Annotated in this window: 13 protein-coding genes; 5 read left to right on the plus strand and 8 right to left on the minus strand. The window is 71.8% G+C overall.

What is annotated here, in order from left to right:
* Positions 1 to 119: 119 nt before the first annotated feature.
* The gene (locus ITI46_RS29040; protein WP_209242896.1) at positions 120 to 1,538 is read left to right on the plus strand and encodes an Nramp family divalent metal transporter; all 1,419 of its coding nucleotides are present in this window, start codon (positions 120 to 122) and stop codon (positions 1,536 to 1,538) included.
* A 111-nt stretch (positions 1,539 to 1,649) separates the two neighbouring features.
* On the opposite strand, the gene ITI46_RS29045 is transcribed toward ITI46_RS29040, so the two are convergent.
* The 4 genes from ITI46_RS29045 to ITI46_RS29060 form a co-directional block, all read right to left on the minus strand.
* Positions 1,650 to 2,024 (minus strand): hypothetical protein, encoded by a 375-nt coding sequence (locus tag ITI46_RS29045; protein WP_209242897.1) that lies wholly within the window; start codon positions 2,022 to 2,024, stop codon positions 1,650 to 1,652.
* A 71-nt stretch (positions 2,025 to 2,095) separates the two neighbouring features.
* Positions 2,096 to 2,629, minus strand: coding sequence for a roadblock/LC7 domain-containing protein (locus ITI46_RS29050; protein ID WP_209242898.1), 534 nt, complete (start codon positions 2,627 to 2,629; stop codon positions 2,096 to 2,098).
* Between the two features lie 38 nt (positions 2,630 to 2,667).
* Positions 2,668 to 3,480, minus strand: a complete 813-nt coding sequence (locus ITI46_RS29055) for a transcriptional regulator (protein ID WP_209242899.1) — start codon at positions 3,478 to 3,480, stop codon at positions 2,668 to 2,670.
* A 101-nt stretch (positions 3,481 to 3,581) separates the two neighbouring features.
* Complete coding sequence (locus tag ITI46_RS29060) at positions 3,582 to 4,013, minus strand: hypothetical protein (RefSeq protein ID WP_209242900.1); 432 nt, start codon at positions 4,011 to 4,013, stop codon at positions 3,582 to 3,584.
* 243 nt (positions 4,014 to 4,256) lie between these two features.
* Here ITI46_RS29060 and ITI46_RS29065 point away from each other — a divergent pair, with 243 nt between their 5' ends.
* Positions 4,257 to 5,327 (plus strand): AraC-like ligand-binding domain-containing protein, encoded by a 1,071-nt coding sequence (locus ITI46_RS29065; RefSeq protein WP_307808369.1) that lies wholly within the window; start codon positions 4,257 to 4,259, stop codon positions 5,325 to 5,327.
* A gap of 380 nt (positions 5,328 to 5,707) precedes the next feature.
* Entirely contained in the window at positions 5,708 to 6,463 is a 756-nt protein-coding gene (locus ITI46_RS29070; RefSeq protein WP_209242901.1) for a dienelactone hydrolase family protein, read from the plus strand.
* Between the two features lie 10 nt (positions 6,464 to 6,473).
* On the opposite strand, the gene ITI46_RS29075 is transcribed toward ITI46_RS29070, so the two are convergent.
* The 3 genes from ITI46_RS29075 to ITI46_RS29085 form a co-directional block, all read right to left on the minus strand.
* Positions 6,474 to 7,661, minus strand: coding sequence for an MFS transporter (locus tag ITI46_RS29075; RefSeq protein ID WP_209242902.1), 1,188 nt, complete (start codon positions 7,659 to 7,661; stop codon positions 6,474 to 6,476).
* A 75-nt stretch (positions 7,662 to 7,736) separates the two neighbouring features.
* Positions 7,737 to 9,974 (minus strand): SUKH-4 family immunity protein, encoded by a 2,238-nt coding sequence (locus ITI46_RS29080; protein WP_209242903.1) that lies wholly within the window; start codon positions 9,972 to 9,974, stop codon positions 7,737 to 7,739.
* 63 nt (positions 9,975 to 10,037) lie between these two features.
* Positions 10,038 to 10,457, minus strand: coding sequence for a CBS domain-containing protein (locus ITI46_RS29085; RefSeq protein ID WP_209242904.1), 420 nt, complete (start codon positions 10,455 to 10,457; stop codon positions 10,038 to 10,040).
* Between the two features lie 248 nt (positions 10,458 to 10,705).
* On the opposite strand from ITI46_RS29085, the gene ITI46_RS29090 reads away from it, so the two are divergent.
* The gene (locus tag ITI46_RS29090) at positions 10,706 to 11,059 is read left to right on the plus strand and encodes a hypothetical protein (RefSeq protein ID WP_209242905.1); all 354 of its coding nucleotides are present in this window, start codon (positions 10,706 to 10,708) and stop codon (positions 11,057 to 11,059) included.
* A gap of 22 nt (positions 11,060 to 11,081) precedes the next feature.
* On the plus strand, positions 11,082 to 11,561 hold the full coding sequence (locus ITI46_RS29095) for an archease (protein WP_209242906.1): 480 nt from the start codon (positions 11,082 to 11,084) through the stop codon (positions 11,559 to 11,561).
* Positions 11,562 to 11,652: 91 nt separating this feature from the next.
* Here the strand turns inward: ITI46_RS29095 and ITI46_RS29100 are convergent, their stop codons facing one another.
* Positions 11,653 to 13,065 (minus strand): RtcB family protein, encoded by a 1,413-nt coding sequence (locus ITI46_RS29100; protein ID WP_209242907.1) that lies wholly within the window; start codon positions 13,063 to 13,065, stop codon positions 11,653 to 11,655.
* Positions 13,066 to 13,480 lie beyond the last annotated feature (415 nt).

Consider the following 13,480-nt stretch of genomic DNA (forward strand, 5'->3'; position numbering starts at 1 on the left):
GTACCGCTCCCCCTCCGCCGCACCCGTCCCCGTCCCCGTCCTCTCCTGTTGCCTCCCCGTCCCCTCTCGTTCCCCTTCCGCTCCGGCGACGGCGCCGGATTCAGCAAAGGAACAACGCCTTGCCGACCACCGCTCCCGCGCCCCAAGCGGCGCCCGCGCAGGCCGATCCGTACGCCCTGCGCGCCGAAGACGCCCGTCCCGCACCCACCACCTTCCGCGACCGGCTGCGCCATCTCGGCCCCGGATTCGTGCTGTCCGCCGCAGTCGTCGGCTCCGGGGAACTGATCACCACGACGTCCCTCGGCGCCAAGGCCGGCTTCGCGCTGCTCTGGCTGGTGATCGTCTCCACCGCGGTCAAGGTCTGGGTGCAGATGGAGCTGGCGCGCTGGACCATCCTCAACGGCCGTACGGCGCTGGAGGGCTACCGGGAGGTCGGCCCGCGCATCGGCCGGCTGAGCTGGATCAACTGGCTCTGGATCGGCATGGACTTCGCCAAGATGTTCCAGCGCGGCGGCATCATCGGCGGAACGGCAGCGGCGTGTTCGGTGCTATGGCCGGTCGTGGGGGAACCGCTCGGCACCTCCTCCCTCACGCTGTGGGCCTTCGTCGTCACCCTCGTCACCATCTGCCTGCTCCAGTCCGGCAAGTACAGCCTGGTGGAGCGCGCCTGCGTGATATCCGTCATCGTCTTCACGCTGGTCACCGTGAGTCTCGCGGTCGGTCTGCCCGGTACGGAGTTCGGCTACGGGGCCGGCGACCTCGGCAGCGGTCTCAGCTTCGAGATCCCTGCGGGCACCGTCGGCATCGCCCTCGCCGTCTTCGGTATCACCGGCGTCGGCGCCGACGAGATGACGACGTACACCTACTGGTGCATGGAGAAGGGCTACGCGCGCTGGACCGGCCCGGACGACGGCAGCGAGGAGCGAGCCCGGCGGGCCGCCGGCTGGATCAAGGTGATGCGGATGGACGCGCTCACCGGCCTGGCCGTCTGCGTGCTGTGCACCCTGTCCTTCTACGTGATCGGCGCGGCCGTGCTGCACCCCCAGGGCCTGGTCCCCGAGGGCAACCAGATGATCACGACGCTTTCCCGGCTGTACACGGACACCATGGGTCCCTGGGCCGAATACCTCTTCCTCCTGGGCGCTTTCGCGGTGCTCTTCTCCACCCTCATCGGCTCCACGGCCTCTGTGCCGCGACTGTGGACCAACACCCTCGGCCTGCTCGGGGTGATCGACTGGACCGATGTCCGCTCCCGCACCCGCACCGTCCGCATCCTCACCTGGACCCTGCCGCTGGTGTGGGCCTGCTTCTTCCTGTGGGTCCAGTCGCCCGTCCTGATGGTCCAGATCGGCGGTATCGGCGGCGGCATCTTCCTGCTCGCCGTCGTCGTCGCGGTCTGGAAGCTCCGCTACACAGGCGTGCCGAAGCGCTTCCGCACCAGCCCCTGGCTGACCGCGGCGCTCGTGCTCAGCAGCATCGCCATCCTGGGCGTCGGCGTCTACGGAATCCTGGAGACGCTGGGCGTGGTCTCGGAGTAACCGGCCCCCGGCCGGCCCGGCGCCCCGTCCGCCCGGCCGATTCAGCCGTACGCGCCGCGCGCCTGTGCCGCGGCGCGTACGGCTGCGTTTCCGTTGCGCCCTCGGGTGGCCTCACACCTCCAGACTCGCCTCGATACGGCGCAACTGGTGCCGGGCCATGGCGAGGTTCGCCTTGCCGGCGTCGAGGGCGATGTAGAGGAACAGGCCGTTGCCGCTCTTGCTCTTCAGCAGCCGGATCAGGTGGTACTGACTGCCCAGCGTGATCAGGATGTCCTCGATCTCGTCCTCCAGGCCAAGGTGTTCCATCGTGCGCAGTTTGGCCCGTACGACGTCCGTGTTCCCCGCCGCGGCGACCTCCAGATCGAAGGCCTTGCCGCCGCCGAGGGTTCCCAGCGCCATACCGCTGGTGTAGTCGACCAGGGCGACCCCGATCGTGCCGTCGATGCTGCTCATCGCTTCTTTGAGGGAGGCTTCGGTGTTCGGCATGGTGGTGTGCTGTCCCTTCGTCGGTGCGTCGGATGTACGTGTCGTGCGGTGGCCGTTGTCCGGACGGGAGGTCACTCCGGAGCGGGAGAGCCGCGGCGGCGGCGTTCGAGCGGCAGCCGGCGGCGGTCCAGCGGGGGTCTGCTGTCCGGTGGCGCGGAACCGTCGGTGGCGGCGGCGTCGGTGCCTGCGGCGGGCTGCGGAGGCGTGGAGAGCTGGGAGCCGGCGACGAGTTCGCCGATACGGCCCGCCGTGCGCCGCCCCTCCAGGTGCAGTCGGCCGACATTGACGCGGTCGTCCGCGAGGAGCGTGAGCACGGCGGCCGGACCGGCCGCGTAGGTGGCGACGTAGCCCAGCTCGCCGTGGATCAGCAGTTCGCGGAAGGCGCCGCGTCCGGTCGCCTCGTTCATCCGGAACGCCAGTCCGAGCGCAGCGGCGGTGAGGGCGGCCAGTGGCTCGGCTTCCGGCCGCTGCTGCCCGGCCTGCGCCGGCGGGATGTCCTCGGCCAGCACCAGCCCGTCCGCGGTTGCCGCCAAGGCACCGCCGAGTTGCGGGACTCTGGCCCGTAACCTGCGCAGTTCCTCGGTCACGGCCGCCTCCACCGCCATCAGCACTCTCCTCTCGGCACGCTGACGGAATCCTCTGATCACAGTGCCTCCAGCGCGTCCCTGAGCCTGCGCAGCAGGGCGACGTCCGGATCCACGAACTCCTGGCCGGGCGGCGCGGGGGCGGCGGGTCCGCTCCCGGCGACGGTCGGCCCGCTCCCGGCGACGGGCGCTCCATCCCCGGCGGCGGCGTCCGGCCCCGGATGGCCCGGGCACGCGTGCTGCGCCGGGGCGACCAGCCCGCCCGCGGCCAGCCTGCGCAGTTCCACGAGGGTGTGGAAGGCGGGCCGGCCCAGCGCGCGGGCGATGTCGGTGGCGGTACGGGTCCCGTCCGCCAGCTCCAGGATGCGCAGCTGCCGGTTCGGCACCATGTGCAGCCGGCCGCCCGCCGCTGTCGGCGCAGGGGGCAGCACGTCGATACGGGCGTCGGGCCAGATACGGTCCAGGAACGCCAGCCGGCGAACGGTCTCCCCCTCCACCGCCGTCGCCGTGACGCCGCCAGGGGCGCCCAGTTGGTCCCGCACCTTCCGCCGGAACCGTCCCGGCCCGCCACCGGGCGCCAGGACGAAGAAGGCCGCGTCGTACAGGGCCGTACGCCGGCACAGTTCCAGCACTCCGACGGGCACCCGGCCGGACGCCTCGAGGTGCTGCGCGACGCGTCCGTCCCGGGCAGCCTGCGTCAGTGCGGTCTCCCAGCACTTCCGCGACAGTGCGCAGCCGCGGGTCAGCAACACATCCAGCCCCGTCGCAGCCGGGCTCTCCGCGTGTACGACCCGGCCCTCGCGGAGGAAGAGGGTGCCGCCTGCCCGGGTGAAGGCGCCGGTGGCCCGCTCAGCCGCCAGCCGGTGCAGCATCGGACAACGCGGCGCGGGCTGCCCCGGCTCGGACTGGCGAGGCGCCGACCGGGCCGGTAACGGACGCTCCGCGCCCCCGGAGCCGGGGACAGTGGGTCCCATCAGAGCACCAACCGCCCCGCGATCTCGGCCAGTCTGATCCGCGCCAGTGCGAGATTGCCCTCGTCCCTGGCCAGCCACAGGTGGACGAAGAGGGTGCCGTCGAGTGCGCCGGTCACGAACCGCAGCAGGTGGTAGCTGTCGTGGTTCGTCGCGATGACGTCCTCGACGGCCGGTGCCACCGGTGCCGTCCCGGCGTCCTGTCCGCTCGGGTCCGCCGGCGCAGCTCCGGCTGCGGAGAGCGGGCCGAGTGAGCGGTACTCGGCGACCATCCTGGCCAGCTCCGCGGTCTCGCAAGCGGTGGCCTCGGGGTCACTGCCGGGCGGGTCCCCGGCGACGCCCAGCGCCAGCCCGCTGACCCAGTCCACGACGGCGGCACTGCGTGCTCCGGGTAAGCGCATCGCCTCCAGGAGGCACTCGTCGATTCCGGGCACGCTGCACTCCCCTCCCCTGCGCGGCACCCCACGTCACGGCCGGCACCACCCGGCCACGGACAGTAAGGCTCAGACTACGCATATGTCCCGCGGCCCGGGCGTGTTCCGGGCATTTTCCTGAGGAACATGCCAAGACCGCCGGGCAGTTGATCAGAACACTCGTGGAACGGACCGTTTCGATTATGGAGCGGGCTGACACGGAGAATGGACCGACCATGACGACGGAGGGGGCGTTGGCGGATCGTGGAGAAGGTCTTCGACAGCAAGGACTTCGCCCAGGCAGATGCTCTTCCCGCATGGGCGGAGTTCGTCCGGGACGCGGTCATGCCGACCGACTTCCGGCTGGTCGGCACCGACACCTTCCGCGGCTCCCTCACCACGGCCTCACTGGGACCGGTGCAGCTCTCGACCATGGCGTACTCCTCGTTCAGCTCGATCCGCACGCCGAGGCTGATCCGCGTCTCCGACCCGGAGTGCATACAGCTCGCGCTGGTCCGCTCCGGCCCCCACATCATCGAGCAGAACCGGCGCAACGCACCTGCGCGGCCCGGGGAGTTGCTGCTGTTCGACAGCTCTCGTCCGTTCGACTCCTACGCCGACGGTGAGGCCCTGCTCCTCCAGATCCCACGCTCCGTTCTCCCTCTGCGTGGCCACCGGTTCGATCCGGTGCTCGCCCGTCCGCTGCCGGGCGACCGGGGAACCGGCCGGCTGCTGGCGGAGTTCCTGACCCGGGTGGCGCGGGACGGCTACGAGCGCCTGAGGCAGGACGCGACCCGGCTCGGCACCGTCGCCCTCGATCTGGCCGCCGCTGTTCTCGCCGACCATCTGGACCGCGCGGCGGATCTTCCGGCCGACTCCCGGCAGCACGTCCTGTATCTCCGCATCACCGCGTTCGTTCAGTGCCACCTGGGAGACCCCGCCCTCACCCCTGGCGAGGTGGCGGCAGCCCACCACATCTCGCTGCGCTCCCTGCACCGGCTGTTCCAGCAGCACGGTACGAGCATCGGTGCCTGGATCCGCAGCCGGCGGCTGGAGCGCTGCCGACGGGACCTCGCCGATCCCCGCAAGAGCCGGATACCCATCCACGCCATCGCGGCCCGCTGGGGGTACCCGCGCCCTGGGGACTTCACCCGCGCCTTCCGCACCGCGTACGGCATCACCCCGAGCGACTACCGGGAGCAGGAGCAGCGGGCCGGCGCCCTCGGACCCTGGGGCGGCCGACAAGATCGCGGTTCCGTGTGCGAGTTGGCCGCCGGGATGACAGACTCCGCCGGGGCTTTCGAACTCGGAGATGTGATCGAGGACCGGATATGACGCGGAAGCGACGTGCATGGCAGTGGGCCGGCGGTGTCTGGCTGCTCCTGGTCGTCGCCGGGGGTACAGCCACACTCGTGCTCCAGCCCAGCGGCCCGGAGCCGAAGGACGATTCCCACGGCGGGCGGTCCTCAGCGCCCCCGGCGGTCGGCGACGCGACCGTACCGAAGGGCTGCGAGGACGAAGCTGAGGAAGCCCGGCGAAAGGCGCTGAGCCGGGGCGAGAACGGCTATGCCTACCTCTGCCTGACGAGCTCTCAGGAGCCGGGGCCGACGGAACCGACCAGCGCTCCCAGCCCCGAACCGCTCCCTCCCCGTCCGCGGTGGTAGGACGGAGAGCACCAACTGTCCAAGGCAGCTATCCATTGAAGAAGGTCCCCCATGCACTTCCGCACCGTGGACATCCCCACCCCCGACGGCACGGCCGACGCCTACGCGGCCTGCCCGGAGAAAGACGGCAGCTACCCCGGCGTGCTCCTCTACATGAACATCATCGGACTGCGACCGGTGATCAAGGAGATGGTCACCGAGCTGGCCTCGCACGGCTATTACGTGCTGGCCCCCAACGTCTTCTACCGGCACGGCCGCGCCCCCGTGGCCGAGTTGCCCGACCTGAGCAGGGCGGAGGAGCGGGAGGCGTTCATGGGCCGGGTCTTCCCGATGCTGGAGTCCCATTCGAGTGGGAACGCCGTCCGGGACGCCGGCGCCTACCTCGACTTTCTCGCGCGGCAGCCGCAGGTGCGGAACGGGAAGGCAGGCGTGACCGGTTACTGCATGGGCGGCATGCTGGCGCTGCGTACGGCTGCCGCGTACCCGGAGCGGGTCGGTGCCGTCGGCAGCTTCCATGCGGGCCAGCTCGTGACCGAGGCGCCGGACAGCCCGCACCGCGTCGTCGGACGGATCGCGGCCCGTGCACACCTCGGGCATGCCGAGAACGACGCCTCCATGACGCGGGACGACGTGGCCGCACTCGACAAGGCGCTGGACGAGGGCGGGGTCGACTACACCTCGGAGGTCTACCCGGGCACGGTCCACGGCTTCACGATGGCCGACACCCCCGCCTTCAGCCCGGAGGGGCTGGAACGGCACTGGGACCGGCTGCTGTCGCTCCTTTCGGAGACGCTGCAGACGGAGTGACGCCGGCCGATCAGCCGGGACGACGGAGCAAGCGCCCGCCGGCCGGCCGACGGGGTGCGAACGAGGTGGCGTACACCAGGGTCACCAGCACCAGTGCCATCGGGACCAGCATCGCGGCGCGGTAGTTCCACGCCCCGCCCAGCGCCCCCACCAGCGGCGATCCGACGAGGAAGCCGACGTAGTTGAAGATGTTGAGCCGAGCGACGGCGGCGTCCGAGGCGCCCGGGAAGAGCCGGCCCGCCGCGGCGAAGGTCTGCGGTACGAGGACGCAGAGGCCGAGTCCGAGCAGGGTGAAGCCGAGCATGCCGACCCACGCGCCCGGGGCCGCCGCCACCGTGGCGAAACCGAGCGCCGCCAGCAGTGTGCCCGCCCGGACGACGGCCACGGCGCCGAACCGCCGCACCCCCAGATCGCCCAGCGAGCGGCCGATCAGCGTGGTCGCCATGTAGACGTTGTACGGAACGGTGGCCAGCTGCTCCGAACTTCCCAGCACATCCTGGAGGTACTTCGCGCTCCAGTTGGAGACGGTGGAGTCCCCGATGTACGCGAAGGTCATCACCAGGCACAGCGGCAGCAGCAGGCGGAACGCCACCGCCGCCTCGGCCGGCCGCTCCCCCGCGCCTTCCGGGTCCGGGGCGGCCGCGTCCACGTACCACCTGCTGCCCACCAGTGCGGCGGGCAGCAGTACCGCGGCCACCGGCAGATACGACACGAGGAGCGGCAGCTGCCCGTGCGCCCCCAGCCAGGCGGCCGTCGCGCCGAGGATGCCGCCGAGGCTGTACGCGGCGTGGAAACCGAGCATGATGCTGCGGCCGTACGTGTGCTGGAGGCTCACCCCGAGCATGTTCATCGACGCGTCCAGCGCACCGACGGCCAGCCCGAACACGCCCAGTGCGACCGCCAGTTGGACCACGCCCCGCCCCGCGGCGACGCCGAGCAGCGAGAGCAGCACCACGGGCTGCGACCAGCGCAGGACCAGGCTCGGCCGTACCCGCTTGACCAGTTGCCCGGCACCTACGCTCCCGGCACCCGCGAGCACCGGCACCGCCGCGAGGAAGACGGGGAGCAGGGCGTCGGATATCCGGTACCGGTCCTGTACGGCGGGGATGCGGGTCACCAGCAGCGCGAAGGCGACGCCCTGCGCAAAGAAGCTGAAGGCGAGCGCTGCCCTGCCGTGGCGCATCCGTGCGTCCATCATGGCCGGAAAGCGTATGGCCCCGCACTACTCATCGGTAGACAGTGTGCGACGCCAATGTGGCAGCGGCCGGCAGCCTCACTCCGGTGTGCCGGGGCTCCAGATGCCGTCGGCCAGGTCGTCGAAGTGCCCCGCCCAGATCCGTTCCGGGTCCGCGAACGGCAGTGGATCGTAGGCACGCAGCGCGAGTACGAGGTCGTCGGCGACCCAGTACCTGGCGTCCCGGTGTGCGTCCTTCGCGTCGACGCGCCAGCGCCGCAGGCCGCGGTGGAGCGCGTACATCAGATACGCGTAGGACTCCAGATCGCGATGGGCCGGCAGCACCCCTTCGAACCCCTCGTCGACCTCGTACACCAGGCCCGTACGGCCGTCGAGAAGCAGATCGCCGTACACCAGGAAGTCCAGATGGAAGAGGTCTTCGAGCGGGCCGGGCAGCCCTTCTGCTGCACGCAGTCGCTCGGACACCTCCTGCCAGGCCGGTTCCTCGCTGACCGGGAGATGGCAGCGCAGCGGTGTGTCCGCCCAGAAGTGCGGGTCGATGCCGCCGGCCGGTATCCCGACCTCGGTCAGGAAACGCCGGGTCGGTCCGTGGGTCATCCGTGGGTGGAGCAGACGGGCCGGAAGTCTCAGCAGACCGTCCTCGCCGAAGACCTCTTCCAGCAGCGGACGCGTCACCCGTACCGGGGGCGGGCAGGGCGCGCGCGGCGGCACGTCGCCGGGCCCTGCCAGTCCGGCGCGCCGCACATGGGCGGGCAGGTGCTCGGTGACGTAGTCGGCGGGTCCGAGCCGTTCGGATACGGGCCAGCCCGCCATGACGGCCACGGCGTCGCGATGGTGCGCCGCGTTACCGCCCGGCGCCGGAGGCAGCAGGCGGGCCGCCGCCCGTACAAGACAGGCGGGGCGCAGCGCGTACACAGGGGTGCCGGGCTCCACGGTGGGCAGCGCGGCGGCGGCCGCGTCCACCGCTGCGGAAGCCGCCCCCGTATCGTCCGGATGCCGGGCGCAGTGCAACAGCCGCCACACCGACTCGGTCATCGGCCCCTGGGCGAGGGAGAGCGTGGCCGCCGCATCCCGGGCCGGTGCGCCGTGACCGTCGAGCCACGCCGCGCACACCCGCTCGTCCACGGCAGGGCCCGGCGCATCCGCCGCCGAACCCCGCGCCCGTGCGGCGATCGCGGCCAGGCCCACATTCGGATAGATCTCCTCGGGGGCGAAAGGCGAGGCGCCGGGCAGGGTCGCGGCCGCTGCCTCGTACCACGCGGCGAAGGCCGCGGGGTCGGTGAGGCGGGGGTCGTCCAGGTCCAGTACCGCGTGCCGGACCGGCGCCAGGACTGCAGGGTCGCGGGCCTCCACCAGCACCCTCACGCACGGCACTTCGGCGAGGGGGCGGATCAACTGCTCGACCAGCCGGGCGGCTTCGGGACCGGAGCCGAGGTCGGCCACCGTGACTGTCAGGGGTTCGCCGCGCCCGGCCACCGCGGAGAGCAGCGCCCGGTAGTCGGCGTCCTCGGCGACGGACAGGTCACCGTCCCCGGGAACGGATCCGTCACCGGCGAACTGTGCGCGCAGGACGCGGGCAACGCACTCGGCCACGTCGCGTCCGTCGGCGGGGACAGCAGCCGAAGAGACCGGGCCTCCAGTGGAAAGGCTCGCCCAGTCCTTGAACGTGGAGTCCGTGAACCACGACAGCAGGTGCGTCTTCCCCGCTCCTGAAGCGCCCGTCAGCACGCATACGGCAGGACCGCACAGATCCCCGCTCCAGCGCAGCAGAGCCTCCGCCGCGAGGCTGCGTCCCGCGGTCGGTGCGGCTGCACCGTCGTACGCGCCCGCTGCCGCGAGGCCGGGGAGCCAGGGGCAGGCATCCGCGTCCGCGTAGTCGGGCACCAGGGGCACCGCACCTGTGCGCTCCAGCAGTTCCACGGTCAGGGGCAGATGTTCGGTCCGCACCCGGAAGGCGTGCTCGACTGTGGCGGCAGCGTGCTCGCGCCAGCGGTCCCGGACCTGTGTCACACAAGGGTGGTCACGGTGCCGGGAGATGCCGACCGGCCCGCCGTGCTCCTCGGTCAGCTCCTGCAGCTCCTGGTGGAAGGCGTTCTCCGCCTCGGACATGGCCCGGACGAAGGCCTCCAGGACCCGGGCCTGGCCGGCGAGCTGACGCGCCGCCGTTCCGTCCACCAGTCGGGAACCGGCCTCCCGGGCGGTACGGGCGAGCGCCGCGTACCGCTCCAGCGGCAGGTCGGGCCACTCAAGGCCGACGGCGTGGAAGGCGGCGTACAGCCGTCCGGGCAGCCTCTGCGGCACCATGGGGGAGCTCATGGCGCCGCACTCTAGGGGCCGTCCTGGGCAGTTGCGCAGGCGGCCCCGATCGTGGGTGCGTGGTCAGCGGTTCGGCTGCGCCGAGCTCACATCGGCGAGCGCGGAGTCGGGGTCGCGCTCCAGGGCGATGTCGCCGATGGTGACCGTGCCGACGAGTTCGTCGCCGTCCACGATGGGCAGGCGGCGGACCGCGTGCTCGCGCATCAGCCGCACGGCTTCGTCGATCCCCGCATCCGGTGTGCAGGTGACGATGTCGCTGCTGCACACGTCCTGGGCCCTGGTGGAGTGCGTGTCGAGGTCGTCGGCCAGCGCGCGGACGACGAGGTCCCGATCGGTGACCACGCCACGAAGGTGATCCCGCTCGCTGACCAGAACCTCACCGAAGTCCTCGTCCCGCATCAGCCGCGCTATCTCGCTGATCTCGGTCTGCGGCGTGACGGTGATCGGGTCGGCCGTCATGATTTCGCTGATCTGCTGGGCCATGATCTTCTCCTGACTGCTTGCGCTGCGGCGCGCGGCGGCGCACTGCCGCCACGGGCCGTCTTCGCCCCCCGTGCGTTGCCAGCGGGGTGGGTCCCTACACCTGATCGGGCTGCCCGAATGCTCCTCGGACGCCCCTGAAGTGCGGAACCGGCCGGCAGCGCCCAGCCTGGGAGAGAGCCCGAACGCGGGGCACACGGGCACACGGCTGCACGGCTGCACGGCTGCACGGCAGAGACGGGACCGAGGCGATGGCACGGCTGCTGATCAAGGGGGACGACCTTGTCGTCCGACCGGCCTGGTGGGAGAAGGTCGCCACGGGGCACCGCCAGATCCGGGTGCCGCTGTCAGCGGTGGCCCGGGTGGAGGAGGCGTCGGCCTGGTGGCGGCCGTTGCGGGGGCGGCCCAGGCGGACCAGCTACCTGCCCGGCATGTCGCATCTCGGCGTCTGGCGGCACGAGGACGGACAGGACTTCATCGCGGTGCATCCATGGAAGCCCGTCGTGGTCGTCGAGACGTACGGGAAGGCTCCGTTCGCCCGGATCGCGGTGTCGGTACGCGACGCGCAGGCGGCGAAGGACCTCGTGCCGCACCACGGCCGCTGAGCCGGGAGGGCAGGCGGTGTCCATGGCCGGCGGGACGGCGGAGAGCGCGGACGACGGGCGGTCGCGGCAGCACGAGGAGCGCGGTCACCGCGCGGTACCGCACACCGCCGACGTACGTATCGAGGCGTGGGGCGCCGACCGGGAGCAGTGTCTGTCGGAAGCCGTGCTCGGCATGGTCGACTGCTTCGCCGACCTCTCCGGGGCCGAGGCACACTCCGTACGCGAGGTACAGGTGGCGGGAGACAGCGACGCGGATCTGCTGGCCGCGCTGCTGGACGAGGTCGTCTTCCGGCTGGAGGTGCACGGCGAAGTGCCCGTTGCCGTCGGGACGGAGAGCGGCGGCGTCTCCCTGGGCCGGGAAACGGCGGACGTACGGCTGACGGTGACGGACCTCGCGTCGGTGCAGGTCACCGGCGCGCCACCGAAGGCCGTCTCATGGAACGAACTGCACCTCGCGCCGGGCCCTTCCGGGTGGTCCTGCGCGGTGACGGTCGACGTCTGAGGGCAACGACGCCCGGTCTTGTACGTCGGATGACCGGTCTTGTGCGGCAACGGCACGGCTGCACGCGGCGGCTCCAGGCGGCGCGGCCCGTTCAGCCCTTGACCACGCCGAGCGGGACCAGGCGGGCCACTTTGCGGCACAGGCCCGCGCCTTCGCTCGCCTCCACCACCGCGGCCACGTCCTTGTACGCCTCCGGGGTCTCCTCGGCCAGGCTGCGGGGGGACATCGGGCGGACCGCGATACCGTCCGCCTCCAGCCGGGCCCGCAGCTGCTTGCCGCCGATGGTCCGTGCGGCCTGGTGTCTGCTGAGGGCGCGGCCGGCGCCGTGGCAGGTCGAGTGGAAGGCATCGCCGTCGGTGACGCCGGTCAGTACGTAGGACGCGGTGCCCATCGTGCCGGGGATGAGCACTGGCTGGCCGACGCCGCGCAGCTCCTCGGGGAGCTCCGGATGGCCGGGCGGAAAGGCCCGGGTGGCGCCCTTGCGGTGTACACACAGCCGCCGCTCAGCGCCGTCCACCCGATGTGTCTCGATCTTGGCGAGGTTGTGCGACACGTCGTAGACGAGGTCGAGCCCGGCACCCGCCGTACGGCGGAAGACCCGGCGCGCCGCCTGGGCCAGCAACTGGCGGTTGGCGCGGCCGTAGTTCGCCGCCGCTGCCATCGCTCCGAGGTAGTCGCGGCCCTGCGGCGAGTCGACCGGGACACAGGCCAGTTGCCGGTCCGGGACCTGGATGCCGTACCGGGCCATGACGCTGTCCATCGCCCGCACATGGTCGGTGCAGATCTGGTGGCCGAGTCCGCGCGAACCGCAGTGGATCATCACACACACCTGGTCCCTGGCCAGTCCGAACGCGGCGGCGACCGATTCGTCGTAGACCTCGGCAACCTGCTGGACCTCCAGGAAGTGGTTGCCCGAACCGAGGCTGCCGACCTGCACCAGTCCGCGCTCGCGGGCCCGCTCGCCGACCTGGCCGGCATCCGCTTCGGCCACGGCGCCGCCGTCCTCGCAGCGCCGGAGATCCCGCTCGTTGCCGTGGCCCTGCTCCACGGCGTACCGGGAGCCGCCCTCCAGTACGGACTCCAGTTCCTGCCGTCCGGCCGGCTTCCAGACCCCGCCCGGTCCCGCACCGCGCGGAATCACATGGCCGAGTCCGTCCATGACGGCCTGCAGCGCCGGTTCGAGTGTCTGCCGGTCGCAGTCGGCGGCCAGCAGCCGCACACCGCAGGAGATGTCGAAGCCCACGCCGCCGGGTGAGATCACCCCGCCGTCGGCGACATCGGTCGCCGCCACTCCGCCGATGGGGAAGCCGTAGCCCCAGTGGATGTCCGGCATGGCGTAGGAAGCGCCGACGATGCCGGGCAGTGTCGCCACATTGACGACCTGCTCCAGCGACTTCTCGGCGTCCCGCATCAGTTCCCGGGACGCGAAGACCACCCCGGGAGCCCGCATCCCGTCTCGCGGCTCCACCCGGAAGCGGTATGGGCGCTCCTGCACATACTCCATCGCGGCCTCCTGACCGGCTCGCCGATCCCCCCTCCGCTTCCCGGTCGGCGCAGCCTCGACAGCCCTCCGGAGTTACCACCCCCCGCGGAAACATGCCGTGACGGCAGGGGCTCGGCGCGCGGATGCCGGGACCGGTTTCACCCCGCGCGGCCCCGGCCACCCGAAGAGGAACAGAAGATATCGGTGCTGTCCCCCAGGCCCGCGGCCGGGACAGCCGTTTCGCGGGCCGGGGCCTTTCACGTTATGTGTCCGCTCAGCAACGCTTGCGAGACCACCATGTGCGCCCCGTACGAAATCCTTCAGCCGACCGGCCGAGAGCCCGAGCCGCCCACCCCGGGGCCGGGTCCGGGGCCGCCCGCACCTGGGCCCGGACCCGTACCGGGCCCGGCGCCCCCTTCGGAACCCGACCCGGTGC

The organism is Streptomyces oryzae (assembly GCF_017676365.1).
Classification (GTDB): Bacteria; Actinomycetota; Actinomycetes; order Streptomycetales; family Streptomycetaceae; genus Streptomyces; species Streptomyces oryzae.

What these genes read in the sequence shown, in the direction of transcription:
- ITI46_RS29045 (WP_209242897.1), bottom strand. Translation starts at nt 2,024, where the DNA reads ATGCCGAACACCGAAGCCTCCCTCAAAGAAGCGATGAGCAGCATCGAC.
- ITI46_RS29050 (WP_209242898.1), bottom strand. Translation starts at nt 2,629, where the DNA reads ATGGCGGTGGAGGCGGCCGTGACCGAGGAACTGCGCAGGTTACGGGCC.
- ITI46_RS29055 (WP_209242899.1), bottom strand. Translation starts at nt 3,480, where the DNA reads ATGCTGCACCGGCTGGCGGCTGAGCGGGCCACCGGCGCCTTCACCCGG.
- ITI46_RS29070 (WP_209242901.1), top strand. Translation starts at nt 5,708, where the DNA reads ATGCACTTCCGCACCGTGGACATCCCCACCCCCGACGGCACGGCCGAC.
- ITI46_RS29075 (WP_209242902.1), bottom strand. Translation starts at nt 7,661, where the DNA reads ATGATGGACGCACGGATGCGCCACGGCAGGGCAGCGCTCGCCTTCAGC.
- ITI46_RS29080 (WP_209242903.1), bottom strand. Translation starts at nt 9,974, where the DNA reads ATGAGCTCCCCCATGGTGCCGCAGAGGCTGCCCGGACGGCTGTACGCC.
- ITI46_RS29085 (WP_209242904.1), bottom strand. Translation starts at nt 10,457, where the DNA reads ATGGCCCAGCAGATCAGCGAAATCATGACGGCCGACCCGATCACCGTC.
- ITI46_RS29090 (WP_209242905.1), top strand. Translation starts at nt 10,706, where the DNA reads ATGGCACGGCTGCTGATCAAGGGGGACGACCTTGTCGTCCGACCGGCC.
- ITI46_RS29095 (WP_209242906.1), top strand. Translation starts at nt 11,082, where the DNA reads ATGGCCGGCGGGACGGCGGAGAGCGCGGACGACGGGCGGTCGCGGCAG.
- ITI46_RS29100 (WP_209242907.1), bottom strand. Translation starts at nt 13,065, where the DNA reads ATGGAGTATGTGCAGGAGCGCCCATACCGCTTCCGGGTGGAGCCGCGA.